Origin of the sequence: Streptomyces luomodiensis, from assembly GCF_031679605.1 — a bacterium.
GTDB classification, from domain to species: domain Bacteria; phylum Actinomycetota; class Actinomycetes; order Streptomycetales; family Streptomycetaceae; genus Streptomyces; species Streptomyces luomodiensis.
On record NZ_CP117522.1, the window covers coordinates 2,048,631 to 2,073,471 of the forward strand.

General features: G+C 69.5%; 23 protein-coding genes and 3 pseudogenes. 15 read left to right on the forward strand and 11 right to left on the reverse strand.

All coding sequences use genetic code 11. The features are described from left to right. Window positions 1-96: 96 nt before the first annotated feature. From fabG to PS467_RS08645, 8 genes are all read left to right on the forward strand, one after another. Window positions 97-858: a 3-oxoacyl-ACP reductase FabG gene (gene fabG, locus PS467_RS08610; protein ID WP_311034754.1), complete on the forward strand. Its 762-nt coding sequence runs from the start codon at window positions 97-99 to the stop codon at window positions 856-858. A gap of 110 nt (window positions 859-968) precedes the next feature. Continuing rightward, complete coding sequence (locus PS467_RS08615; RefSeq protein ID WP_311034755.1) at window positions 969-1,406, forward strand: acyltransferase domain-containing protein; 438 nt, start codon at window positions 969-971, stop codon at window positions 1,404-1,406. Beyond that, on the forward strand, window positions 1,406-1,756 hold the full coding sequence (locus tag PS467_RS08620; RefSeq protein ID WP_311039793.1) for a hypothetical protein: 351 nt from the start codon (window positions 1,406-1,408) through the stop codon (window positions 1,754-1,756). Before PS467_RS08615 ends, PS467_RS08620 begins: the two co-directional genes overlap by 1 nt. Window positions 1,757-1,903: 147 nt before the next feature. Next, complete coding sequence (locus PS467_RS08625; RefSeq protein ID WP_311034756.1) at window positions 1,904-2,299, forward strand: SDR family NAD(P)-dependent oxidoreductase; 396 nt, start codon at window positions 1,904-1,906, stop codon at window positions 2,297-2,299. Beyond that, the gene (locus PS467_RS08630) at window positions 2,296-2,499 is read left to right on the forward strand and encodes an SDR family oxidoreductase (protein WP_311034757.1); all 204 of its coding nucleotides are present in this window, start codon (window positions 2,296-2,298) and stop codon (window positions 2,497-2,499) included. The genes PS467_RS08625 and PS467_RS08630 overlap by 4 nt, the downstream gene beginning before the upstream one ends. Beyond that, on the forward strand, window positions 2,499-3,443 hold the full coding sequence (locus PS467_RS08635; RefSeq protein WP_311034758.1) for an SDR family oxidoreductase: 945 nt from the start codon (window positions 2,499-2,501) through the stop codon (window positions 3,441-3,443). The genes PS467_RS08630 and PS467_RS08635 overlap by 1 nt, the downstream gene beginning before the upstream one ends. After that, on the forward strand, window positions 3,440-3,865 hold the full coding sequence (locus tag PS467_RS08640; protein ID WP_311034759.1) for an ester cyclase: 426 nt from the start codon (window positions 3,440-3,442) through the stop codon (window positions 3,863-3,865). Before PS467_RS08635 ends, PS467_RS08640 begins: the two co-directional genes overlap by 4 nt. A 25-nt stretch (window positions 3,866-3,890) precedes the next feature. Then, a complete protein-coding gene (locus PS467_RS08645) occupies window positions 3,891-4,808 on the forward strand; it encodes an NADP-dependent oxidoreductase (protein WP_311034760.1) in 918 nt (305 codons plus the stop codon). 369 nt (window positions 4,809-5,177) lie between these two features. Here PS467_RS08645 and PS467_RS08650 read toward each other — a convergent pair whose 3' ends face one another. Both PS467_RS08650 and PS467_RS08655 read right to left on the reverse strand, forming a co-directional pair. Continuing rightward, window positions 5,178-6,044, reverse strand: coding sequence for a helix-turn-helix transcriptional regulator (locus PS467_RS08650; protein WP_311034761.1), 867 nt, complete (start codon window positions 6,042-6,044; stop codon window positions 5,178-5,180). A gap of 664 nt (window positions 6,045-6,708) precedes the next feature. Further along, window positions 6,709-7,185, reverse strand: coding sequence for a MarR family winged helix-turn-helix transcriptional regulator (locus PS467_RS08655; RefSeq protein WP_311034762.1), 477 nt, complete (start codon window positions 7,183-7,185; stop codon window positions 6,709-6,711). Window positions 7,186-7,254: 69 nt separating this feature from the next. Between PS467_RS08655 and PS467_RS08660 the strand changes: the two genes are divergently transcribed. Continuing rightward, window positions 7,255-8,178, forward strand: coding sequence for an alpha/beta hydrolase (locus PS467_RS08660; protein WP_311034763.1), 924 nt, complete (start codon window positions 7,255-7,257; stop codon window positions 8,176-8,178). Window positions 8,179-8,346: 168 nt separating this feature from the next. On the opposite strand, the pseudogene PS467_RS08665 reads toward PS467_RS08660, so the two are convergent. Both PS467_RS08665 and PS467_RS08675 read right to left on the reverse strand, forming a co-directional pair. After that, window positions 8,347-9,513: pseudogene (locus PS467_RS08665) on the reverse strand (IS30 family transposase). 290 nt (window positions 9,514-9,803) lie between these two features. Further along, a complete protein-coding gene (locus tag PS467_RS08675; RefSeq protein ID WP_311034766.1) occupies window positions 9,804-10,388 on the reverse strand; it encodes a CGNR zinc finger domain-containing protein in 585 nt (194 codons plus the stop codon). A 51-nt stretch (window positions 10,389-10,439) separates the two neighbouring features. On the opposite strand from PS467_RS08675, the gene PS467_RS08680 reads away from it, so the two are divergent. Together PS467_RS08680 and PS467_RS08685 are read left to right on the forward strand one after the other, a co-directional pair. Then, a complete protein-coding gene (locus PS467_RS08680; RefSeq protein ID WP_311034767.1) occupies window positions 10,440-11,885 on the forward strand; it encodes an MFS transporter in 1,446 nt (481 codons plus the stop codon). Window positions 11,886-11,937: 52 nt separating this feature from the next. Then, the gene (locus PS467_RS08685) at window positions 11,938-13,059 is read left to right on the forward strand and encodes an alpha/beta fold hydrolase (protein ID WP_311034768.1); all 1,122 of its coding nucleotides are present in this window, start codon (window positions 11,938-11,940) and stop codon (window positions 13,057-13,059) included. 109 nt (window positions 13,060-13,168) lie between these two features. Here the strand turns inward: PS467_RS08685 and PS467_RS08690 are convergent. Further along, window positions 13,169-13,580 (reverse strand): annotated as a pseudogene (locus PS467_RS08690) (NF041680 family putative transposase); the annotation flags it as partial. A gap of 82 nt (window positions 13,581-13,662) precedes the next feature. Between PS467_RS08690 and PS467_RS08695 the strand changes: the two are divergent. Beyond that, a complete protein-coding gene (locus PS467_RS08695) occupies window positions 13,663-14,214 on the forward strand; it encodes an integrase core domain-containing protein (RefSeq protein WP_311034769.1) in 552 nt (183 codons plus the stop codon). A 579-nt stretch (window positions 14,215-14,793) separates the two neighbouring features. On the opposite strand, the gene npdG is transcribed toward PS467_RS08695, so the two are convergent. From npdG to PS467_RS08720, 5 genes are all read right to left on the reverse strand, one after another. Next, the gene (gene npdG / locus PS467_RS08700) at window positions 14,794-15,522 is read right to left on the reverse strand and encodes an NADPH-dependent F420 reductase (protein ID WP_311034770.1); all 729 of its coding nucleotides are present in this window, start codon (window positions 15,520-15,522) and stop codon (window positions 14,794-14,796) included. Window positions 15,523-15,567: 45 nt separating this feature from the next. Beyond that, complete coding sequence (locus tag PS467_RS08705; protein ID WP_311034771.1) at window positions 15,568-16,977, reverse strand: NAD-dependent succinate-semialdehyde dehydrogenase; 1,410 nt, start codon at window positions 16,975-16,977, stop codon at window positions 15,568-15,570. Window positions 16,978-17,070: 93 nt separating this feature from the next. Next, a complete protein-coding gene (locus PS467_RS08710; RefSeq protein ID WP_311034772.1) occupies window positions 17,071-17,814 on the reverse strand; it encodes a transglutaminase-like domain-containing protein in 744 nt (247 codons plus the stop codon). 47 nt (window positions 17,815-17,861) lie between these two features. Continuing rightward, window positions 17,862-18,923, reverse strand: a complete 1,062-nt coding sequence (locus PS467_RS08715) for a TIGR03619 family F420-dependent LLM class oxidoreductase (RefSeq protein WP_311034773.1) — start codon at window positions 18,921-18,923, stop codon at window positions 17,862-17,864. After that, entirely contained in the window at window positions 18,920-19,750 is an 831-nt protein-coding gene (locus tag PS467_RS08720; protein WP_311034774.1) for an Rv0792c family HTH-type transcriptional regulator, read from the reverse strand. Before PS467_RS08720 ends, PS467_RS08715 begins: the two co-directional genes overlap by 4 nt. A gap of 161 nt (window positions 19,751-19,911) precedes the next feature. Between PS467_RS08720 and PS467_RS08725 the strand changes: the two genes are divergently transcribed. The 3 genes from PS467_RS08725 to PS467_RS08735 all read left to right on the forward strand — a co-directional run bounded on the left by PS467_RS08725 (window position 19,912) and on the right by PS467_RS08735 (window position 24,483). Then, window positions 19,912-20,223 carry a putative quinol monooxygenase gene (locus PS467_RS08725; RefSeq protein ID WP_311034775.1) on the forward strand — a complete coding sequence of 104 codons (312 nt, stop codon included), beginning with the start codon at window positions 19,912-19,914 and terminating at the stop codon, window positions 20,221-20,223. A gap of 45 nt (window positions 20,224-20,268) precedes the next feature. Then, window positions 20,269-21,630, forward strand: coding sequence for an MFS transporter (locus tag PS467_RS08730; RefSeq protein WP_311034776.1), 1,362 nt, complete (start codon window positions 20,269-20,271; stop codon window positions 21,628-21,630). 288 nt (window positions 21,631-21,918) lie between these two features. Then, entirely contained in the window at window positions 21,919-24,483 is a 2,565-nt protein-coding gene (locus PS467_RS08735) for a bifunctional FO biosynthesis protein CofGH (protein WP_311034777.1), read from the forward strand. A gap of 190 nt (window positions 24,484-24,673) precedes the next feature. Here PS467_RS08735 and PS467_RS08740 read toward each other — a convergent pair. After that, a pseudogene (locus PS467_RS08740) lies at window positions 24,674-24,835 on the reverse strand (MFS transporter); the annotation flags it as partial. Window positions 24,836-24,841 lie beyond the last annotated feature (6 nt).

Sequence of the window (24,841 nt, forward strand, 5' to 3'; positions counted from 1 at the left end):
TCGATCAGGGCTCCGAGCCCGACCGGAACATCCTGTCCGTCGCCCCCCCACAACGGGGCAGCGCGACAATCCGCCACGGTGAGGAGACAAAGGAACGTGTCCATGACGGAACAGCGTGTAGCGATCATCACCGGAGCGGCTCGCGGCATCGGTGCCGCCACCGCCATCCGGTTGGCCGAGGAGGGCCGGGCCGTCGCCGCGGTCGACCTCGACGCGGCGGCCTGCGAGGACACCGTCGAGAAGATCACCGCCGCCGGCGGGAAGGCCCTCGCCGTTGGCTGCGACGTCGCCGACGAGGCGCAGGTCGAGGCTGCCGTCACGCGCATCGCCGAAGAGCTCGGAGCACCGACGATCCTCGTGAACAACGCGGGTGTGCTGCGCGACAACCTGCTGTTCAAGATGAGCGCCACCGACTGGGACACCGTCATGAACGTCCATCTGCGGGGGGCGTTCCTGATGGCCAGGACTGCCCAGAGCCACATGGTCGGGGCCGGCTTCGGCCGCATCGTCAACCTGTCCTCCTCCTCGGCCCTCGGTCACCGCGGCCAGGCCAACTACTCCACCGCCAAAGCCGGCCTGCAGGGTTTCACCAAGACCCTGGCCAAGGAACTCGGACAGTTCGGTGTCACGGCCAACGCTGTCGCTCCCGGACTCATCGCCACCGACATGACCGCCGCCGTCGCCCGCCGCCTCGGCAAATCCTTCGGCGACTACCAGACCGAGGCCGCACGTCACATCCCCGTACAACGCATAGGAAGCCCCGACGACATCGCCAACGCCGTCGCGTTCTTCACCGCCGACGCGGCCGGCTTCGTCTCCGGCCAGGTCCTCTACGTCGCCGGCGGACCACTCGACTGACAGACCCGTCGCTGGCCTGCACCGCCTCTGGCGGTTCCGGCGGATCGCCTCGGAGTACCCGGGCGAACCGTCCCGGCATACGGATGAGGAAACGGGCCCCTGGGGGGACCGTGCTCCCCACGGTGGTCAGGGCCGAGACGGCGGGCCTTGCGCCGGCGGCGGCGCCGTCACCGCCGTGGAGAGCCGGGCTGTGGGAGGCCGGCGCCTTCCCGTGCGGCTTCTGCCTGTCCGGCCGCCTGTCCGCGCTGTGCGACCTGCCGAGGGTGAACCCGGAGCCCGACGCGCGTGAGGTCCGGGACGCGCTGGTGGACAGTCAGAGGGCCGCGGACCGGGTCCGCGGCCCTCTCACTGTCCACCGCGGGAGAGGACGACGCCACTTCTGCGTCCACCTGTACCTCCTGGCGCTGCCGTCGGCCCTGGCACGGCAGCGCCGCCGCGGCGTCCCCGACGGCATCGCCGCCGCCACCTTCGCCGGTGTCGGCGCCAAGATGGCCACGTACCGCCTCGCCCACCAACACCGGCGGCTATCGACCGGCAGCGGTGGGTGATGCGGCACTTCCGCGGCCCACTGCACCGGCTCGCGCCCCTCCAGTTCGAGCGCACGTCGCCGGCCGCCGCGGCGCTCGGCGGCCGGCCGGGACCGGAAGGCCCCGCGGGCGGTGAGCGGGTGCTGGGCGTACCCATCGCCGCAGACGGGCCGTTGCCCCAGGCCGGGTGCGACGCGTCGCTGCGAGCCGCACGGGACTTCCTCACGCGGCACTTCCCCGACGGGCCCTGCCGGTTCGCCACCTATAGCTCCTGGCTCCTGGCTCCTGGAGGACCAGCTCGCCGCGTACCTGCCGCCAGAGGCGACGAAAAGCGTGGTCTCCTCGCATCTCGAGCGGTTCGGCAGTCGTGACGGTCTCGCCATGAGCTGCGACGAATCAGGGTGGTGATGCCGTCACCAGTGTGAGCCACGCCTTCTCGCACAGCCCGCCGTAGCCGACTGTTGATTCCGCGAGTTCGAGACCGGCAGAAAGGCGCAACAGCCGTGGAGCCCAATCAGGTGGCGATCGTCACCGGCGCATCAGGGGGCATCGGGCGCGCCACCGCGGAGGGCCTGGCGGACGCGGGGCTCACCGCGCTCGTCGACCACCTCCGCGGCGATGCGGTTGCCGGCGACGTCGTCGCCGCCGAAGCCGCCGGGGGCAAGGCATTCGCCGTGTCGGCGAACGTCGCGGACCGGGGCAGCGAAGCTGTCCGACACAGTGGAGCGGTTCGACACCCTTCACTGCGTCGTGACCTCAGCGGCAGCGCTCAAGACATCCCCAGTCGCCGACCTGACCGACGACGACTCCATGACGACTACATGCTGGGCGTCAGCCTCAAGGGAACTCGGGCGCTGTCCAAGGCATCACTCGCCTGTCGGCCCGGAAGCTCGGCCTGCGCGGCATCACGGTGAACGAGGTCGCTCCCGGTGCCGTCGACACCGAGATGTTCACCACCGGCAAGTCCGAGGAGCGGATCGCTCGTATGGCCGCCGTGACGCCAGCGCGGCGGCTCGGCACCGTAGATCTCGCGGGCCTCATCGCCTACCTGGCCGCTCCCGCCTCTGGACGGGTCAACGGCCAGGTCATCAGCACCAATGGAGGAATCGCCTGATGCCCACCACCGAGAAATCCGACAGCCTCGTCGTCATCGTCACCGGGGCCGGCAGCGGTATCGGCCGCGCCGTCGCGGTGGAGCTCGCTCGCGCAGGTCACATCGTGTACGCCGGGATGCGCGACCTGGACGGACGCAACAGCCGGCGGGCCGAGGATCTGCGCGAGCTCGCATCCGCCGAGAACGTGCGCCTGATGGCGCTCGAACTGGATGTGCTGTCCGAACCCGGCTGCCGCAGCGCCGTCGACGTCGTCCTTGGCGAGTACGGGCGGATCGACGTCGTGGTCAACAACGCCGGCATGCTGATGGCCGGCGTCGCCGAGGGGTTCACCCCGGATCAGTTCCTGCGGATCCTCGACACCAACGCGGTGTCCTGGCTGCGAGTCAACCGCGCGGTGCTCCCGGTGATGCGCCGCCAGGGCTCAGGGACGCTGGCCTACATCAGCAGCACGACCGCCCACCTCGCCGAGCCGTTCATGGCGACCTACATCGCCAGCAAGGCCGCGGGCGAGTTCCTCGCCGAGTCGATGGGCCTGGAAGTGGCACCTCTGGGCATCGACACCGTGATCGTCGTACCGGGCGCCTTCACCGAGGGTACCGAACACTTCGCGCACAGCAACCCGCCTGCGGACGCGGCCGTCGTCACCCAGTACGCCGGCCTGCCGGACCGAGTCGCGCAGATCCCCGAGCGTCTGCACGCCATCGACCTCGCGAACGACGGCTCACCCGCGCAGGTGGAGTCCGTCGGCCGGGCTCTGGTCGAGGTGCTCGAGAAGCCCCAGGGCAAGCGCCCCCGCCGGGTCGTGGTCGACGCGCAGCGCAAGGGCGTCGAGGAGCTCGACGCCGTGCGAGCAGCCAAGCAACTCACGTTCTTCCGCCAACTGGGCATCGACGACCTCCTCACGGTCGCCGTGCCCACCACCACCATTGAGGAGAAGCGATGACACGCACCATCGAGGACCTGATCGGAACCTTCTACGCGGCGTTCAGCGGCAAGCCCGAGCTCCTCGACGACATCGTCGCCGACGACTGGGACGACATCCCGCTGGGTCCGGGCCAGGCCCCCGGCCGAGCCGGCGCCGCTCCGCTGATCAAGGGCGTCGGCGAGGCCTTCAGCGACTTCCGCATCGTGGTCCACCAGATCGTCGACGGCCGAGGCCCCGACGGCAACGGGTTCGTCGGCGTGCGCGGCGAGATGCGCGGCGTGCACAGCGGCGAGAACTTCGGCGTCCCGGCGACCGGGCGGGAGTTCCAAGTCCGGATCCACGAGTTCCACGAACTGGTCGACGGACGCATCGTCCGCACCTGGCACTTGGAGGACTGGCTCGAATGGTTCCGGCAGGTCGACGCCTCGCCTGCCCACTGAAGCAACGACACGAGGGAGTACATCCATGAAGGCATTGCAGTACACCGCATACGGCCGCAGCCCGGTCGTCAACGATGTTCCCGAGCCGGTCCCCGGGCCGGGCGAGGTCCTGGTCCGGGTCGCGGGGGCGGCCCTGAACCCGCTCGACGTCAAGATCGGCGCGGGCCACGTCCAGGAGTATTTCCCGATCACCTTCCCCTCGACCGTGGGCACTGATCTCGCGGGTACGGTGGAGCGACTCGGATCCGGTGTGACGGGCTGGAGCATCGGCGACGCGGTGATCACCCGCACCGATCCGACCGCCGGTGGAGCTGTCGCGGAATACGCTGTGGTCCCAGCGACAAGTCTGGTGGCAGCGCCGACCACGATTCCGCTCGACGCCGCCGCCGGCCTGGCCACCGCCGCGGCGACCGCATGGCAGGCAGTCACCGAGATCGCGGAGCTGAAGTCCGGCCAGAAGGTGCTCGTGCACGCAGGCGCCGGCGGCGTCGGCAGCTTCGTCATCCAGCTGGCCCGTCGCGCTGGTGCGCACGTTGTGACCACCGCGTCCAGTGCTGCTGCCGAGATCGTCCGGAAGCTCGGGGCCGATGAAATCATCGACTACACCAGCGTCGACTTCCGGACGGCAGTATCCGATGTCGATGTTGTCGTCGACTCGGTCGGTGGTGAGACCGAGGCTCGGTCGCTCGATGTCCTCAAACCGGGTGGTCTGCTGGTCAGCCTCCCCGTCCCGCCGGACTTCGAGCGTGCCACCGCTCGCGGGCTCCGCGCCGAGTTCGTCTTCCACGCTTCCGACGCCGAGCGACTGGCGAAAGTCGTCGCAGTAGCGAACGAAGGCTTCGACATCGTCGTCGACCGCACGGTCCGGCTCAGTGGTGCTGCGGACGCGTTCGACTACCTCGCCCAGGGCCACGCCAAGGGCAAGGTCATCGTCCAGCCATGACGCACCGCAGCCGTCGGGATGAGGAACTCCCTCGTCCCGACGGCTTTCCCCCTTTTTCTGGGCCGACAACGGCTGTGCCAAAGCGAGTGCTCTGGTCGAAGGACATGGAAGGGCCTGGGCCAGGTGATCGGCCCATGACACGGCTGGCTGGGACCCGGCAGGAGTCGGTGTCCCCATCGCCGTAGGCACGCCGGTGGCGGGGATGCTCGACGGCGCCGAGCTCGGGGTCCGCCAGATCGTCGTACCGGCGACGTCCATGGTGCACTCCGCCTATGGAGCCCTCGCCTCCGACGTGCAGCTCCCGTTCCAGCAGAGACATCCTGCCGACCGGTCGGTTGTTCGGTAGACCGGGCAACCAGAACGCTGCGCTCAGCGAAGAGTCGACCCGCTCTGCTTCGCAGTCCCGATGTCCTGGCTGCCCAGGACGGCGAGCAGTTTCAGCTTCTCCGCCGAGTCGCCGCCCACCGGGGCGGTGAACCACAGCAGCCGCTGCGAACCATCCTCACTCAGCAGGCTGAGGCAATCGAGTTCGATCGCGCCGAGGTCCGGGTGCATCAGCCTCTTTCGGTCGGCCCGACGTACGGCGACCTCCTGATGAGCCCACAGGTCCGCGAACTCGCTGCTCGCCGAGACCAGCCGCCGGATCAGTCCGCGCACTTCACTGTCGCCGCCGCGGCGGGCCGAGACCGCTCGCAGGTCGGCCACGAAGACCCGCGACTGGTGATCGTGTTCGTCGGGGTGGTACCGCAGCCGGGCCTCAGGGTCGGTGAACCAGCGGTACACGAAGCTGGCCTCGACGCCTTTCTTCCTGGGGATCGGTCCGAGCAGCGCAGCAGCGAGGCGGTTCTGTACCAACGTCGCGTGCAAGTCGCTGATCACTGCCGCCGGGGTGGTCGGCAGGCGTTCGAGCAGATCGAGCATCCCCGGGTGGACGTGCGCCGACGGTCCGTGCCGCGGTGGCAGCGGACGACCGGCCAGAAAGTACAGATGCGCGCGCTCATCCTCCGTCAGCCGCAGAGCCCGCGCGAACGCGGCCACCATCTGCTCGGACGGCTGCGCGCCCCGGCCCTGCTCCAACTGGTTGTAGTAGTCAACCGAGGCGCCGGCCAAGAAAGCCACCTCGTCGCGGCGCAGCCCAGGCACCCGGCGTCGTGTCGACTCAGGAAGCCCCACCTCGCCGGGGCGGATGCGATCGCGTCGCGACTTCAGAAACTCACCGAATGCAGCCAGATCCATACCGACCATTCTGAACCGACTTGCCGCGCCAAGGCAGGGGACGCTGTTACCACCCTCAGCGCATTGCGATGTCCGATCCGGCCCCCGGTCCTCTCTGGCTGGGTGTCGCCTGGTTCGGACGTGGCGTTCGGGATGCTGAGCGGTTGCCGGAGCCGGACCCTGGCGTACGACATATGTGTGGACAAACGACCGTCGTCCGTGCCAACGAACACACCCGCCGTCCCGGACCTGCCGACCTGGTCCCGCTGTCCTGCAACGAGATCCAGCGCCCATTCATCACGCTCGTCGTCCGGCCGGCCGCTGGTCCGGAGCGTGTTTGTGCGTGTACTCGCCTGACGTGCTGTCAGGCGGTGTGAGTTCGTGACGTCGGGTGCAGCAGACCGTTGTGCTTGTCATGCAAGACGATGTGCAGCTCGATGTCTGTTGAAGCAGCGCTCGATCACGTTGCGCCGCCGGCAGGTCTCCCGGTCGAACCCTGGCGGTCGGGGGCCGCTACCTGTTCAACATCAAAGCCAGCGGCCCCGGTCAGGGTCTGCGCCCCTTCCGCGACCCCGACGCCGTCGCGGATGCCGAGGACGACTGATCCCGCGCATCCGACCCGTTGGGCCGCTCGCTGTACCCCGTGCAGGCCGGGTGCCGTCGCTCCGGCCCGAGGTGATGCTCGTCAGCCCGTGGGTGTGCCGATCTGGTTGCGTTCGAGCACGGAGCGCAGCTTGGAGAGGGCCTGTGCGGCGGCCCTCGCTGAGGAGTTGTCGAGAGTGCCTCCGATCAGCTCGGCCACTTTGGTGGTGAAGGTTTTCTCTGCTGCGTCGACGAGCTGGGTGCCGTTGTCGGTCAGGGCCAGCAGCGAGGAGCGGCGGTCGGCTGGGTTCGGCTGTCGGACGGCCCAACCCTGCTTCTCCAGGCGGTCGATGGTTTTGCTGGTCGCCCCGATACCGATGGCGAATTCGGCGGCGAGGTCCGCCACGCGGGACCCTGGGTGGTCGCGCAGGTAGCGCAGGGCCTCGAACTGCGAGGTGACGATCCCGTGCCGCTCGCGGAGACGATCGTTGAGGGCGTTGTACAGACGCGTCTCGCATCGGACCAGGTCGGCGAAGAAGCCCGGGAGGTCGACCGTCCCGCCGCTCGATGTGGATGCCATGGCATATAGTCTACATTAGATTCCACGGCATATAGTTCCATGGAAGTTACCTATGGCGGGAGCATACCTATGAGCAAGGAACAGCGGGCGAAGGTCGACGCGATGCTGCGACAGCCCCGACCCGAGGGTCCCCGATCGGTCGAGGCGATCCGAGCCGGATTCAAGGCGCTGATGGCCCAGATGACTGTGCCCGACGGCATCCGCACCACGCAGACGACGCTCGGCGACCGACCCGCACTGTATGTCGAGCCGGACAACGGGCCGCGCGCCGGGACGATCCTGTACTTCCATGGCGGCGGCTGGGTGTCCGGCTCTCCCGAGACCGCCCTGTCGCTGACGGGACACCTCGTGGCCAAGACCGGCTTCGGGGCGTACTCGCTGGACTACCGGCTTGCCCCCGAGCACCCGTTCCCGGCCGCAATCGAAGACACGCTGAGCGCCTACCGCTCCCTCCTCGACAGCGGCAAAGACGCTTCGACCATCGTGTTCGCCGGCGACTCCGCCGGCGGCGGCCTCACCGTCACCACCTGCCTCGCCGCCCGCGACGCGGGCCTCCCGCTGCCCGCCGCCATCGTGGCGTTCTCCCCGGGCCTCGACGCCACCCGAACCGGCGAGAGCATGGACACCAAAACGGGCATCGACCCGATCTTCACCCGCGAGGCTGTTGAACACACCGGAGCCATGTACCTCGCCGGAGCCGACCCGCATCAGCCCCTGCTCAGCCCGGCCGTCCTCGCCGACCTGACCAGCTTCCCCCCGATGCTGATCCAGGTAGGCACCAACGAGATCCTGCTGGACGACTCCACGCGCCTGGCCGCGCGTGCGAGGGCAGCCGGAGTGGACGTCATCCTGGATATCACCGCCGACGTGCCGCACGTGTTCCAGTCGTTCGCCGGCGTCCTGGACGAGGCGGACGAGGCACTGGACCGCGCAGCACTCTTCCTCGGCCAGCGCATCCGCGCCGCGAGCGCAGCGCACACGTCAGCAGGGTAGGGCCAGGCCCCGGCCTCACTCGGGCCGCGACCTCCACCCCGGGTCTTGCTCGCCATTCCCTTCCAGGCGGTCGGCCCGGGGCCCATTCCTCGCCTTTGGGCCTCCCGCCCGGGTCACCGAGAAACGGCTCCTCCAGGAACTGACACTCTTCAAAAAACCTTGGCGAGCTCAAGCGGTCAGCGCATCACCGCTGTTCAGGAGGTCAGCGTAGACCTCTGCCGGAGTGCGATAGCCATGGGTCCTGCGCGGGCGGTGGTTGAGCTCGTGGGCGATGGTGTCCAGGTCGGCCTGGTTGAACGTGCGGAGGTCCGCGCCTTTGGGCAGGTACTGCCGCAGCAGCCGGTTGGTGTTCTCGTTGGTGCCGCGCTGCCAGGGACTGCGCGGCTTGCAGAGGTAGATCGGCATCCCGGTCTCGGCGGTGATGGCCTGGTGCTCGGCCATCTCCCGGCCCCGGTCCCAAGTGAGCGTTCGCCGTAGCTGGGGCGGGATGCCGAGGAGGCTCCTGGTGAGGTGCGGCGTGACCTGCTCGGCCTTGATACCGTCGGGCAGCGCGACGATGGCCGGGTAGCGGCTGGTGCGCTCGACGAGCGTGGCGACGGCTGAGGGCCGGGTGGCCATCACAAGGTCGCCCTCCCCGTGACCGGGAACCTTGCGGTCCTCGACCTCGGCGGGGCGGGCGGTGATGGACACCATGCCGCGGATGATGTTCCGCCCGGTGGGCCGACGGGCGATCTTCGGACGAGGCATGGGCCTGCCTGACCGCAGCCGCTGGGTGAGGCTGCGGTCGATCGCCTGGCGCCGGCGAGGGTCGTAGAGCGAGAGGTAGATCGCTTCGTGCGAGATCTGCGTGGAGGCGTCACCGGGAAACTGCCGTCGTAGCCATCCTGCGATCTGCTCGGGTGACCAGCACAGAGCCGGCTTGGCTTCCACCAGGGTGCGCAGAGCCGGACGTTGGGCGAGCTTGGCCTGCTTGGGGCGGCGCCCGCGTTCGTAGGCGGCTGCATCGGCCAAGGCTGCTCAGTAGCGGTTCCGGCCGCCGTTGCGGACGATCTCGCGGGAGACGGTCGAAGGGGATCGGCCCAGCCGCTTGGCCAGCTGCCGGGCCGATTCCCCGGCGGCGATACCGCGGGATATCTCCTCGCGCTCGCTGCCGCTCAGATGCCGTCCTGACCGCTTGTGCGGGGTAAGGCGGACGCCGCCGCTCTGGTACAGGAAGCGACGGGCGTGCTGCATCGGCGCCCCGAGTGCCCGCCCGATCAAGCTGAATGACTGCCCCTCGCGTCGGCGTCTCCAGATCTCGTCCTGTCGAGCTGGAGAAAACCCGTAGTCACGCACCTGTGCCTCCACGATCACATGATCATCCGTGGGTGGTGCGTTGATCACTTGAGGGTGCCATCGTTTGCCGACAGGGTGAGGAGTGGCAGCCGGGACGGTGAAGAGGCGTTGGCCATCGGTACCGGGCCCGGAGGGCGGCTTCCCGAGCGACCACTATCCCGGTCGAGGGCCGCCTTGAGCTCCCCTAGAAGGCCCATGCCGTTGCGTAGGGGCTGCGGGCGTGCGGGCATCCGCTGCCCGCACGGCCCACGGTGTGCCGGCGCCGGCCTGGCAGGGTCAGGTGCCGGCGCTCAACGCGGGCTGCGCCGGCTCCGGTAGGCCGCGACGCTGGCCCGGTGTGCGCAGGTTCGGGTGCAGTACTGCTTCGAGCCGTTGCGCGAGAGGTCCACGAAAGTGGCCCGGCAGGTCGGCCCGGCACATACGCCGAGACGAGCGGGACCGAGCGTGGCGATCACAGAAGCCAGTGCGCTGAGCGTAGTCGCGGCAAGGTGCGCCGAGCAGCGGTCGGTGTCGGAGGTCACCTCGGTCCACCAGCGGTCGTCCTCGTGGCGCAGTACCGGGGTGGCGCGGCTGCGACGCAGACCGTCGTTGATCAGAGCCGCAGCTTCGACCGCGTCCGCGTTCGCCCGTTCGAGCACCTGACGCACCGTCTCGCGCAACGCGCGGACTTCCGCCAGGTCGGCGCGGGTGAGATGCCGCGGACCGGCCCCTTGGTTCGCGGCCGAACTCGGAGGCTCAGCCGCGGGATGGTCGTCAAGGAAGTCCCGGAGCTGCTCCACGGTCTCGAGCGCGTCCTCTCCCTTGATCGGCCTCAAGGTGTTGGCCAGGTCGACGGCCGTCTGGACCACCAATGGGCTGTAATACGCATCCTGCATTTGACGTGTCTCCTCACTGTCCCATAACGTTACACCCAAAGGAGCTTTAGGATGTCACAACATACTCGGCAGGGGACGACGCCGCAGACGATCCCGTCTGGAGGGGCCCCGGCACCGGAGCGAACCGACGCCCCGGACGGGCGTCGGCTGGGGCTGACTTTGGGGATGCTGGTGCTGCCGATGTACGTGGCACTGGGAGCGCCGTCGGTGGCCCTGCCGGCCATCGGCCGCGCACTCGCGGTGCCGTTCGGGGCCACCGCATGGATTCTCGCCGCGTGGTCGCTGACCTCCGCGCTCGCGATGCCGGTCGCGGGTCGGCTGCTGGTCCGCTGGAGCCCCTTCCAGGTCCTCGTCGCCGGGGTCGTGGCGCTCGCCGCGGGCTCCGTGCTCGCCGGAGCCGGGCCGACACTGTCCGTCGTGATCGTCGGCCGACTGATCGGCGGCGCCGGGGCGGGCGCGACCGTGATCGCCGTCTTTGCCGCGGCCACCGCCCTTCCCGGGCGGCAACGGATCCGCGCCCTGGGAATCATCGCGGCCGCCAGCGCGACGGCGTCGGGGTGCGGGACACTGTTGGGCGGGGCGGTGACCGCATGGCTCGGGTGGCGTGCCGTGCTCGCGATCCCGGCCCTCGCGCTGCCCCTCCTGCTGGCCGCATTGCCGAGTAGGCGCGCATGGACGCGGAGCGGTAGCGGCGAGCGAAACGGCTCGACCGGGCGACTCGATATCGTCGGCGCGGCCGTGCTGTCGGTACTCGCCGGCTCCTTGATCACGTTGCTGCAGGCACATTCGGTCGGCCTGCCCGCTCCGGTCACGCTCGTCGTGGCTGCCGCCGGGGCGCTCGCCGCCGTGGGACTGTGGTGGCGCGTGCGAAGCACGCCCGACGGGTTCGTGCCTCGGCGGGTGATCGCATCCCGCGGCTTCCTGGCGGCCGGGCTCATCGGCGGGACCGTCTTCGCCGGCTACTACGGGGTGCTGTTCCGCGCCCCGTCCCTGATCGAGCAGGCCACGGGCGGTGGCCCCCTGGAAGCCGGCGTGCTCTTGGTCCCGGCCGCCGCCTGCTCGGTGCTGGCCGGGCGGCTGGTCGGCACCTTGACCGACCGGTTCACCGGCTGGCAGGTGTCGGCCGGGCTTGCGGCACTCACCGTCGTCGGCGTGCTCGTGGTCGCGATCTTCACCGGGCCGATCCCGATTGTCGTCGGCACGGCGTTGACCGTGTGCGGGTTCGCCGGCGCCCAAGCCGTACTGGTGAGCCTCGCGCCGGACCTGGTCGCCGCGGACGACCGCGACACCGCACAGTCCCTGCTCAACTTTATGAACGCCCTGGGTGGCGGGATCGGCCCGGCCGCTGTCGCGGGTCTGTCCGGCATCGTGCCGGTGCCGGTGGCCCTCGCCGTGCTCGCGGCACTCCCCCTGGCCGGACTCGTCCTCAGCCTGACCCGGCGCCCTACCGCCGACCGCCGCCCCGAACCCGACGCCACGCGTGGGAGCCCGCGATGACGGTCCACCTGCCTCTGATCCGATAACGCCTTGACCAGTAAGGAGCGTTGCCATGTCCGCCGAGCCATTCGAGGTCAGCATCACCGAAGCCGAGATCGCGGACCTGCGTGAACGATTGCGACGGACACGGTGGCCCGAGCGCGAGCCGGTGGACGACTGGTCACAGGGTTTGCCGCTGGCGTATGCGCAGGAGCTTTGCCGCAGCTGGGCCGAGGACTACGACTTCGGGTTCGCCGAGCGGCTGAACGTGTTCCCGCAGTACCGCGACACGATCGACGGGCTGGGCATCAACTTCCTGCACGTCCGCTCGCCGGAGCCGGACGCGTTCCCGCTCGTGCTCACGCACGGGTGGCCGGGTTCGGTGCTCGAGTTCCTGGAGGTCCTCGGCCCGCTGACCGACCCGCGCGCGCACGGCGGTGACCCGGCGGACGCGTTCCACGTGGTCGCGCCGTCGTTGCCCGGGTACGGCTGGAGTGACAAGCCGTCGACGACCGGGTGGGGCATCACTCGCACCGCGCGCGCCTGGGACACGTTGATGGTCTCGCTGGGTTACGAACGGTACGGCGCGCAGGGCGGTGACTGGGGTTCGGCGGTGTCCGCGGTGCTGGGCGAGGTGGCGCCCGAGCGGGTCGCCGGCGTGCACCTGAACCTGGGATCCGTGGCGGCGGGCACGTTCGACGACCCGACGCCCGCGGAGCTGGCGAATCTCGAGGCCGAGAAGGAGATGCAGCGCACCGGCCGGGGGTACTCGGCGATCCAGGCGACCCGGCCGCAGACGCTCGGCTACGGCCTCACCGACTCCCCGGCGGGGCAGGCCGCCTGGATCGCCGAGAAGTTCTGGGCGTGGACGGACAACGACGGCCATCCCGAGGACGCGTTGTCGCGGCAGACGATCCTCGACGAGATCTCGGTCTATTGGTTCACCGCGTCGGCCACGTCGTCGGCGCGCCTGTACTGGGAGAGCTTCGCCAACTTCCGGGACAAGGTGACCGCGCCATCCGGGCTGTCGGTCTACCCGCGCGACATAACCCGCCCGTCGAGGCGGGAGGCCGAGCTGCGGTTCACCGACCTGCGCTGGTTCGAGGAGCTGCCGCATGGTGGCCACTTCGCCGCGCTGGAGCAGCCGGAGTCGCTGGTCCAGCAGGTGCGCGGGTTCTTCCGCCTGTTCCGCTGACTGTCCGTGCCTGAAGGGTGTCCATATCCCCATCAGGCTGCTGAGCTGGGTGTTTCCTGTGGATGGAGAAGTCGTTGGGGTGGCGTGGTGTGGGTCTTGCCGGTGTCAGGGTGCAGGTCTTCGGGCTGGCCCAGCCGAGGGTCTGTCAGAAGGGCGGACGGTGTGCTCGATGTCGAAGGGCCGCAGGTAGGCCTGCCGCAGCCGGTTGGCGTCGGCTTCCGTGGCGTCGGCGGCAGACCCCCAAGCCAGACCGGCTTGGGGGTGGCGCCGCTGGGCAGGTGGTCGATGTCCAGGCGAATCACGGTGCCCTCGATGATGGGGAGGATGCCGTCGGCCGCGGCCCAGGAGGATCGGTGGGTGCGCCTGGGGTTCGGGGGGCCGTAGAGGCGGGTGTCAGTGACGGTTTCGGTATCCGGGGTGCCCCAGGTGTCAGGCTGGCCGACGACGAACTCGCCGCCATGCCGGGGCGGGCAGCCCCAGGTCCCGGGTGGGCAGGGCGGGACGGCCCTGCGCAGGGCGCGGTAGAAGGCCGGGATCGACCCATCACCGCAACGCGCGGACCGCTCATGGGCTGCTTTCCTCAAAGCGCAGGCCTCCGCAATCGTGGCCACCGACCTCTTCCACATCGACACCGTCCCCTTGCGGCGCTGGTTCGTACTGTTCTTCATCGACCATGGCGCCCGCCGCATGCACATCGCCGGCATCACTCGACACCCGACCGGCCCCTGGATCACCCAGCAAGCGCGGACCTACCTCATGGACCTGGGCGACCGCGCAGAGTCGATCAAGTTCCTCATCCGGAACCGCAGCGCCTACTTCACCAACAGCTTTGACACCGTCTTCCAAGCAGCCGGCGTACGCGTCATCCCCACACTGCCCGCTGTGCCACGGATGAACGCGATCGCCGAACGCTGGATCGGATCATGCCGACGCGAGGCCACCGACCGCATCCTGATCACCGGAGAGCGCCACCTCCGCCTCGTCCTCGACGAGTGCACGGAGCACTACAACAGTCACCGGCCGCATCGGTCCCTCGGACAACGGGCGCCAGGCCGACTCACCGAGTCCGAACCAATTATCGCCACTGGCAAAACCCGCATCTCCCGACGCGATCGACTCAGCGACCTCATCCACGAATACTCGCAGGTCGCATAGGGGTGACATAGTTTCCGGCACGCACAGGCCGCAGCGTATGACAGCAGGCCGCAGCGCCCATATATGCGTCAGGTGACTGCTCCCGGATGTTCTGCAGCACGCAGATGGGAGTCCTGAAGCGGCTCACGGTGGCCTTGACGGAGAAACGAGACACAGCGTCCGTTGTCGGCGTCGGCGACCGCGCAGCGCCTGACAGGCCTGCACTCGTCAACGATGGTTTGCGGTTCCAAGAGGCTACGCAGTGCACGGACTTGGGACGGACAGCCGCCAGGTGCCCAGAAGGTCACACGACATTCGACGCATCTCGACACAGCTGTCGTCGAGCCGCAGGTTTCCGCGCACCGCGTGTTCGCTCGGCTCGTCCGCTCGCTCAAGAGCAGCCTCGTGGGCCTGCTCCCGATCGGCCATGCCGTCGACGAGGTAGAAGTGGCGTACGAGCCGACCGCACGGTGTACGGAACCCGAGTCCGACCAGCCACAAGCATCCAGTGGCCATGACAGCGCCTTCCGGTCTGGATGAGGTTCCCCGGAGCTTCCCCTTGATCGTGGACACCTGAAGAAGTGCGGGTCTGCGGCCGAGTTACGCGGAGCGGCCGAATCCTGGTCGGGCGAGAGGTTCGGGAAGACCTGTGATCCGAATGCCGGCGTGGGTCTTGTAACGCCTGTTGATCCCGATCAGCAGCGCGGTGATCCGCTCGCAGACACCGCTCATGTCCAGCAGGCCGCAGTCGACGGTGCGCAGCCCGGGGATACGGTCGATGAGATCCGCGGCCAGGACCTTGTCGGCCGTGTGATCGCCGCAGAGCAATACGTCCTCGTCCAGCCGGAGCTCGATGTCCTGCAAGGTGGCGGCGCTGACCGTCTGCAGAGCCGAGACCACGCTTGTGCCGTCCGGCAGCAGGGCCTGGGCCTGTTCGGCGGCAGAACCGGCCCAGGGGACGATGGGACGCAGGCCGCGGGGGCCGACGGGCAGAAGGGGCGCGGTCGTGTCGATGACCAGTTGTCCGGGCTGGATGGCTTTCGCAATGGAGCGCATCGTCTCGACGTGTGCGCTGAAGGGCACGGCGACGACCACTGCCGCCGCGCCTTCGATCATGGTGGTGTTGTCCCCGCCGACCGCTCCGGGGAGTTTGTCGGCGCAGCCCTGCGCCGCTTCTGCACGCCGGGATCCGATGCGGACGTTGACGCCGCTGTGGGCCCACCGGGTGGCGAGCCCAAGACCGAGGGCGCCGGTGCCGCCGACGATGGCGACGGTGTTCTCGTGGTGCGTTGTTGTGGCGGGGAGCGGGTCCGGCTGAGTGACTGTCATGGGTGATCGCCTTCGGTCGGCTGGTTCGGGAGAAGAGAATGCTGGTCATTCGCTGAGGGGGTGGCTCTGTGCGTTGTGTGCGGGGCCGATCCACACGCTCTTGACGTTGGTGAACTGACGGAGTCCGAAGGCGCCCAGCTCGCGTCCGTAGCCGCTGCGCTTGATGCCGCCGAACGGCAGCCGCGGATCGGAGGCGACGATCCCGTTGACGAACACCGCGCCGGCCTCGATGCCGGGAATCAGGCGATCGGCGCGCTCGAGGTCGGTTGTCCAGAGCGCGGCGCCGAGACCGAATTCGGTGGCGTTGGCGATGTCGACGGCCTGGGCCGGGTCCTTCGCGGAGACGACGGCGGCCACCGGCCCGAACGTCTCTTCCGCTGCGACAGCCATCGTCGGGGTGACCTGGTCGAGGACGGCAGGCACATAGAAGTACCCGGGACCGTCGGGGACCGTGCCGCCGGTGACGACGCGGGCGCCCGCCGCGGTGCTGCGCTCGACCTGGTCGACGAGGTCGGAGCGAAGACCGGACCGGGCGAGCGGGCCGATCGTCACGTCTCGGCGGAACGGGTCGCCCACGGTCAGGGCAGCGACACCGGCGGTAAACGCATCGGTGAATTCCTCGACGACCGTTTCCTCGACGATGAACCGTTTGGCGGAGATGCAGCTCTGCCCGGTGTTGTGCATGCGTGCGCTGACCGCCGCCGCGGCGGCGGCCGGGACGTCCGCGTCGGCGAGGACGATGAAGGGGTCCGAGCCGCCGAGTTCGAGGACCTGTGGCTTGAGGTGGTGCGCGGCCATAGCAGCGACGGCAGAGCCCACTTCGGTCGATCCGGTGAGGGTCACGGCGTGGATGCGGGGATCGGCTATGAGGTCCGGCACCGCGTCGGGGCCGACGAGCAGCGTGGTGAACAGACCGGGCGGGCAGCCGGCCCGGTTCCAGATGTCGGCGATGGCCAGGGCACAACGCGGCACGTTCGAGGCGTGTTTGAGCACGGCACCGTTGCCGGCCAGCAGCGCGGGCGGCGCGAAGCGGAACACCTGCCAGAGCGGATAGTTCCAGGGCATGACTGCCAGGACGAGGCCCAGCGGGTCGAAGGCGACGTGGCTGCGGGCGGCCCCGGTTGCCACGGGCTGGTGCATCAGTAGTTCCGGTCCCTGCGTCGCGTAGTACTCGCAAGCCCAGGCGGACTTGTCGACCTCGGCTTCCGCTTCGGCGATGGGCTTGCCCATCTCCTCGGTGATGAGTGCGGCGAGTTGGTCCCGTTCGGCGCGCAGTAGCGCGGCGGCCCGCTTGAGGTGCTCGGCCCGTGCCGGTACGGGTATCGTCCGCCACCTCCTGGCGGCGAGGGATGCCCGCTCGACTGCCGCGTCGACAGCTGTCGGCGAGTGGGGGGTGAACTGGGCGATGACTTCCTCGGTGGCCGGGTTGACGGAGTTGATCTGGTGAACGGCCATGGTGGCCTCACTCCTTGGGGGTTGACGTGATGGTCCGCGAAGGGCGGGCATGTCCGCCGGTCGGTGTCTCGGGGCGCTCCTCGCGTGGCCGGATCAGGCGACGGAAGTGCGGCCGACCAGCTCCGGATCGGGGCCGCTCCACAGCACGTCGTCGCCGGCGACCCGCTCGTGCGCGGCGGGCGAGGCAAGCGCTTCGAGGACTTCGCCGGCGACCTGCTCGTACCATCGCGCCACTTCGGCGGGATAGTCGGCGTAGCTGCCGTTCTCCCGCAGCACGGGCCCCTCGACGGTCGGGATGTCCGTGACGCCGTCGTAGGTGACGGTGTAGGGCTTGCCCAGACGGGTCGCTGTGGGCGCGTCGATGGTTGCGTCCAGCTTGATCCACCGGCCGTTGAGGAAGGCTTCGCCGAGCGAGTGCCAGGGCAGTGGCCGTCCGGCCGGCCCTCCCCACAGGGTGCGGACCTCTGGTGAGAGGAATTCCATCTTCGGGGCGTGGAGCGCCTGGAACGCGATGCGGGCAGGGATGCGGGCGGCCCTGGACAGGGCGACGAACGAACTCGCCTTGCCCATGCAGAAGGCGACGCCGTGGGCGAGGACGTCGCTGGCCGCCGATTCGCCCTCGGCGAGATAGCGGAACGAGGCGAGGATGTCGTAGGGCAGGTCGCGGACGTAGTGGTAGATGCGGCCCAGTCGTTCGCTGTCGGTGGTGGCACCGTCCGTCAGCTCTCGTGCGGTGGATACCACGAGCGGGTGGTCGGAATCGATGTAGGCGGTCGGCCTCAGGTACGCCTCGTCGATGGGGGCGAGCTCATTGTGTGCGGTCGTCTCGGAGGTCACGGAGTAGCCCTTCGTTGAGTCGTTGGCGTCGTGGTCGCGCGGCTGGGTCAGGTGGGTTGCGTGTGCCGTGCGGGCTTGATGTGGGGCAGGATCTGCTCCCCGACGACGTCGAGATAGCTCGAGTCCGCGACGTCCGGGATGGTGAACAGGAAGTGGTCGATGCCGGCATCCTGGTAGGCGCGGATGCGCTCGACACAGGCTTCCGGCGTCCCGGTGATCAGTCCGGTGTCGGGAATCGACTGGAAGCGGGTACGCAGCTCGTCCTGCTGTGCCGAGGAGTCGGTCGGTGCGAGCAGGGTGGTGATCGACAGGCGCAGGGTCGCCGGATCGCGGCCGATCGCCTCGCACTCACGGTCCAGGAACGCGCGGCGCTCCGCGCACTTCTCGGCGGGCCACCATCGGACGTTGATGCCGTTGGCGTGCCGGGCGGCGATGCGGTGGACCCGCAGCCCCTCGCCGCCCACCCACAGGGGCGGATGCGGCTGCTGGAGCGGGGGCGGATCGCAGACCGCCCCGTCGATGCTGTAGAAGTCGCCGTGGAAGGTCGGGTGCGGGTCGGTCCACACCTGGCGCATCACCTGGAGCGACTCGCCGAGCGCGGTGACCCGGTCCCCGGTCGGGGGGAACGGGATGCCGTAAGCCTCGTACTCCTGCTGGAACCAGCCCGCTCCCATGCCCAGGTCCAGTCGGCCGCCGGAGATGACATCGAGGGTGGCGGCCATCTTGGCGAGCACGGCGGGGTAGCGGTAGGAGTTGCACAGCACACTGGTGCCCAGGCGCACGGTGGTGGTGTCGCGGGACAGGGCCGACAGCGCGGTCCAGCATTCGAGCAGCGGGACCGACGACGAACGGCTCTGCTGGGCATCGCCGTCGCTCTCGGGTCCGGCGGTGATGCCCGCGTCCCGGACGTAGTCGTCGGGGCTGAGGGTCAGGAAGTGGTCGCACAGCCACACGGAGTCGAATCCGTAGGACTCGGCGGCCTGCGCGGCGCGGACCATGCCGGGATAGTTGCCCACGGCGAGGCCGCGGATGGTCAGGGCCAGGATCAGCCCGATGTGCGGCTCGGGCTCGTGGGCGGGACCCGCGCCGGAGGGATCGTCGTCGTTCATGGACGTCGCCTTTCTGTCATGTCGGTCATGCCGACCGGGGCACCGGAGACGGTGCGGGGAAGCGTCACGGTGAATCCGTAGCGTTCCGGGCGGTAGTGGAAGATCACGACTTCCAGTGGACGGTCGTCGTGGCCGAAGCTGACCCGCTCCAGGACGAGCACGGGTGCGGACTCGTCGATCTCCAGCGCCGCGGCGACGTCCGGAGAAGCCGCGGCCGCGTGGATCTGGTGCTGGGCCTGCGCGATCCGCACCCCCAGGCGCTGCTCCCACATCGTGTACGTGGTCTCGGTGGTGGGTTCGCCGGAGCGCAGCGGCCCGGCCGCCTCCAGCACCCGCGTCGGGAGGTGGATCGTGACGAGCGCGACCGGCTTCTCCCCGTCCCCGTACCGGCGCCGGATCGTCAGTACCTCGGACTCCCCGAGGACCTGCGCGACGTGGGGCGCAGCGGATTCGACGCCAAAGCCCAGGACGTCGATGTGCGGTGTGACGCCCTGTTCGAGCAGGACCTCGGTGATGGTGCGCACGCCGGAGGACAGCTCCTGGTCCACCGGTTCGGAGACGAAGGTGCCCAGTCCTTGCTTGCGTACCACCCAGCCCTGCGACTCCAGTGCACCCACGGCGGCACGGACCGTGATGCGGCTCAGACCGGTCTCAGCCATCAGCTCCCGTTCCGTGGGCAGCCGCGTTCCCGGCGGCAGCTGCTGCTTGAGGATCAGTGCTTTGATCTGCTCCGCCAGCTGCGTCGTCGCCGGTGTCCGGCCCCGTTCGATCCGGAATCCGGCGGCCGACAGGTCGAAGCGGGGCTCGTTGCCCATGTCAGATGTCATAAGTCGTATTGAACCCGGCAGCAGGCCCGGACGCGTAACAACCCCTTCGGGTGTCACGGCCGGCGGGGCCACCGAACCCTTGACGCATGTCATAAGACGTTTTATAACGTCTTACATCTGGTGGGCGCAAGTAGCCCCCGCCGGGAATCAAAGGAGTCCCCGTGTCAGACCAGAACCACGTAACCGTGATCGCCCGCTTCACCCCGGCCTCGGACCGCGCTCCGCAGCTGCAGGCCCTGCTCGAAGGAATGATCGCCCCGACCCGCTCCGAGCCGGGATGCCGCTCCTACGACCTCTACACCACCGAAACGGAAGCCCCGGACTTCGTCCTCCTGGAGCGCTACCAGGACACCGCAGCCCTGGAGGCGCACCGCACGACGGCCCACTACAAGGCCTACCGCGCCCAGCTGTCCGACCTCCTCGCCAAACCGGTCGAGGTTTCCGTCCTCAGGCCGGTCAACGTCATCGGCTGACCACGGGCACGTCACGCGTCGCGCGACCGCTCAAAGGAGAGCACCATGTCCGACCTGCAAAACGACGTGTCGCCCCCCAGAACTCCCGCCCCCTCCCCAGCCGTGCGCCACATCGACAAAAGCAGCCGCCGTGCGCTGTTCGCGTCCTGGCTGGGATGGACCTTCGACGGGTTCGAGACCTACGCCCTCGTCCTCGTCGGCCCCACGGCCGTCATGGCGGTGGGCACCCAAGCACAGCTGGCAGACCTTCCCACCTACGTCAGCGGCCTGCTTGCGGCCACCCTCGCCGGCTGGGCGCTCGGCGGGATCCTCGCCGGCTTCGCGGCCGACCGGCTCGGCCGACGCCGCACCCTCATCCTCTCCATCCTCTGGTACGCCCTCTTCACCGGTCTGACCGCACTCGCACCCGACTACTGGTGGCTGCTCACCCTGCGCTTCATCACCGGCATGGGACTGGGAGCGGAGTGGGGCAGTGCCACCGCCCTGATCGGCGAACTCTGGCCGGACCGTTCACGCGGACGAGCCGCCGCGGTACTCCAGTCGGGCTTCGGCGTCGGCGCAGTCATCGCCGCACTGGCCTGGTACCTGCTGGAGCCCGTGGGCGACAACGCCTGGCGCTACCTCTTCCTGATCGGCACGCTCCCGGCACTCATCGTCCTCTACGTACGGCGGGCCGTCCGCGACCCGGAGATGTGGACCTCGGTCCGCGACCGGCGGCGCAAGGCCAAAGCCGCCCAAGAAGCCGGCAACACCGTCGCAGCCGCAGACAGGGAACTCCTGCGCTCCCCCTTCACCGCCGTCTTCAGCCACGCCCGCCTACGCCGTCGCGGGCTGCGGCTGCTCGTGCTGACTGTCGTGTCGGTCATCGGCCTGTACGCCGTGTCGGCCTGGATCCCCGCATACACCGCCCAACTCGCCAAGGACACCGGCGAGACGGGCACCCGATGGGGTGCCAACGCCGGCCTGGTGTTCAACGGCGCCTCCGTACCCGGCTACCTCCTGCTCGGTTACCTGGCCGACCGCTGGGGCCGAAAACCCACCATGCTCCTCTACTACTCCGTATCCGCGGCCGTCGTCCCGGTCTTCTTCTTCGCCGTCCACACCCCGCAGGCGGCACTGGCCGTGGCAGCCGTGGCCGGGTTCTTCATCCTGGGCCAGTTCGCCTGGATGCCCATCTACATGCCCGAGCTGTTCCCCACCTCGGGTCGCGCCACAGCGATCTCCGCGGTGTTCAACTCCGCGCGCATCGCGGGCGCGCTGGTCACCCTCGGCACCGGAATGCTCATCAGCCTGCTCGGCGGGATCACTGCCGCTGCCACGGTCGTCGGAGTGGTGATGTACGTCATCGCCATCGCCACCGTCTGGTTCGTCGGACCGGAGACCAGAGGACAACCCCTCCCCCGGTGAACGAACTCCCGGTTCCCACCGGCCACGACCGCACAACGGCAGCCGGTGGGACCAACTGCGAACTCCACCTGGCCGGTCAAGCACCACCCCGCCCTGGGCCAGGAGCACCGAGCCGCATCACGGCCCCTGGACCCGCCGAGCGCAAGGCCGAGAAGGACGACTCGTCCGCGTCGTCCGCCGGCCACAAGCCGGACCGGGCACTGGTCTGATCCGCCCCACCACCAGGAAAACCCCCGCGAGGCGGAACCGCTCGCCCCGCGGACACGTACGAGATCTGGAGAACCGACCGTGGCCCCTACTGCGAACTCCCTGCGCCGGGCGCTGAAAAGAGCCAGGGACGGAGTGGCCCTCGACGTCGCCGAGGCGGCCGTGCTGCTCCAAGCGCGCGACGAGAACCTGGTCGACCTCGCCGCCTCCGCCGCCCGGGTGCGCGACGCGGGTCTCGAAGCGGCCGGCCGCCCAGGCGTGATCACGTACTCCAGGAGCGTCTTCATCCCTCTCACCCGCCTCTGCCGCGACACCTGCCACTACTGCACCTTCGTCACCATCCCCGGCAAGCTGCGCCGGGCCGACCACGGCATGTTCCTCTCCCCGGACGAGGTCCTGGACATCGCCCGCAAGGGCGCCACGCTGGGCTGCAAGGAAGCCCTCATCACCCTCGGCGACAAGCCGGAGGACCGCTGGCCCGAGGCCCGTGAATGGCTCGACGCGCACGGCTACGACGACACCCTCGCCTACGTACGGGCGATCTCCGTCCGCGTCCTGGAGGAGACCGGCCTGCTGCCGCACCTCAACCCCGGCGTGCTGACCTGGACCGACTTCCAGCGCCTGAAGCCGGTCGCGCCATCAATGGGCATGATGCTGGAGACGACGGCGACCCGGCTGTGGTCGGAGCCCGGCGGCCCGCACCACGGCTCCCCGGACAAGGAACCGGCGGTACGGCTGCGGGTCCTGGAGGACGCCGGCCGCTCCTCGGTGCCATTCACCTCGGGCATCCTCATCGGCATCGGCGAGACGTACGAGGAGCGCGCCGAGTCGCTGTTCGCACTGCGCCGGGTCGCCCGCGCCTACCGCGGCGTCCAGGAACTGATCATCCAGAACTTCCGTGCCAAGCCGGACACCGCGATGCGCGGCATGCCCGAGGCGGAACTGGACGAGCTGGTCGCCACGGTGGCCGTCGCCCGGCACATCATGGGCCTCGCCGCCTGCCTCCAGGCACCGCCCAACCTGGTGGACGACGAGTACGAGCGGCTGATCGGTGCCGGCATCGACGACTGGGGCGGCGTCTCCCCGCTCACCATCGACCACGTCAACCCCGAACGCCCCTGGCCGAAGATCGAGGAACTAGCCCGGCGTTCCCTCGCGGCCGGCTTCGAGTTGCGGGAACGTCTCTGCGTCTACCCGGAGTTCGTCCGGCGCGGCGAGCCCTGGCTGGACCCGCGCCTGCTCCCGCACGTCACCGCCCTCGCCGACCCGGAGACCGGACTCGTCCGCGAGGCCGCGGTGGTGGAGGGGCGGCCCTGGCAGGAGCCCGATGAGGCGTTCACCGCCTCCGGCCGCACCGACCTGCACCGCACCATCGACACTGAGGGCCGCACCGGCGACCGCCGCGACGACTTCGACGAGGTGTACGGCGACTGGGGCGCCCTGCGCGAGGCCGCCGCCCCCGGGATGGTCCCCCAGCGCATCGACACCGACGTCCGCCAGGCGCTGGCCACCGCCGCCGACGACCCGACCCGGCTCACCGACGCCGAGGCGCTGGCCCTGCTGCACGCCGACGGGCTCGCTCTGGACGCGCTGTGCCGGGTCGCCGACGACGTACGCAGCTCAGCGGTCGGCGACGACGTCACGTACATCGTCACCCGCAACATCAACTTCACCAACGTCTGCTACACCGGCTGCCGCTTCTGCGCCTTCGCCCAGCGCCGCACCGACGCCGATGCCTACACCCTCTCCCTGGACCAGGTCGCCGACCGCGCCCAGCAGCCTTGGGAGGTCGGCGCGGTCGAGGTGTGCATGCAGGGCGGCATCCACCCGGACCTGCCGGGCACCGCGTACTTCGACATCGCCCGAGCGGTGAAGAGCCGGGTGTCCGGGATGCACGTGCACGCCTTCTCACCGATGGAGGTCGTCAACGGCGCCACCCGCACCGGCCTGTCGATCCGGGAGTGGCTGACCGCCGCGAAGGAGGCCGGCCTGGACTCCGTCCCCGGCACGGCCGCCGAGATCCTCGACGACGAGGTCCGCTGGGTCCTCACCAAGGGCAAACTGCCCGCCGCCACCTGGATCGAGGTCATCACCACCGCCCACGAAGTGGGCATCCGCTCCTCGTCCACGATGATGTACGGCCACGTCGACCAGCCCCGCCACTGGCTCGGCCACCTGCGCACCCTGGCCCGCATCCAGGAACGGACCGGCGGCTTCACCGAGTTCGTCACCCTCCCCTTCGTCCACACCAACGCGCCCGTCTACCTGGCCGGCATCTCCCGCCCCGGCCCCACCGTCCGCGACAACTGCGCGGTGACCGCCATGGCCCGGCTGCTGCTCCACCCTCACATCCCCAACATCCAGACGAGCTGGGTCAAACTGGGCACAGAGGGCGCAGCCGATATGCTCCGGTCCGGCGCCAACGACCTGGGCGGCACCCTGATGGAGGAGACCATCTCCCGGATGGCGGGATCCTCCTACGGCTCCTGCACGTCGGTCCGGGACCTGGTCTCGGTGGCGGAGGCGGCGGGGCGCCCGGCCAGGCCGCGGACCACGCTGTACGGGGAGGTCCCGGAGGAGCGCAGGCGGGCCGCCGAGGCCTCCGACGGGCACCTCCCGGAGCTACTCCCGGTCCTGGACGCGTGATGATGTCCGGCTCACCAGGCAGCCGCTGGACCGTGCTGTTGCCGGTCAAGCCGCTCGCCCTGGGCACCGCGAGAGTGGCCGGCATGGGCGTGGCCGCGGCCACGCCCATGAGCGCACGCAGGACGATGATGCCCGGGGACGAATCGAGGAAGCCGGCCACCGACGTCGTCACGGCGAAGGCCCCCGTCCCTCAGGCCAGCATCCGCTTCAGGCCGAACCTGTCGCCGGTGCTCCCCGCCACCGGCAGGAATCCGGCGAAGGTGAGGGCGTAGGCGTTCAGGAACCACTGCTGTTGCGCGTTGCTCGCACCGAGGTCGCTCTGCATCGTGGGCAGTGCCACATTGCGGATCGTGCTGCC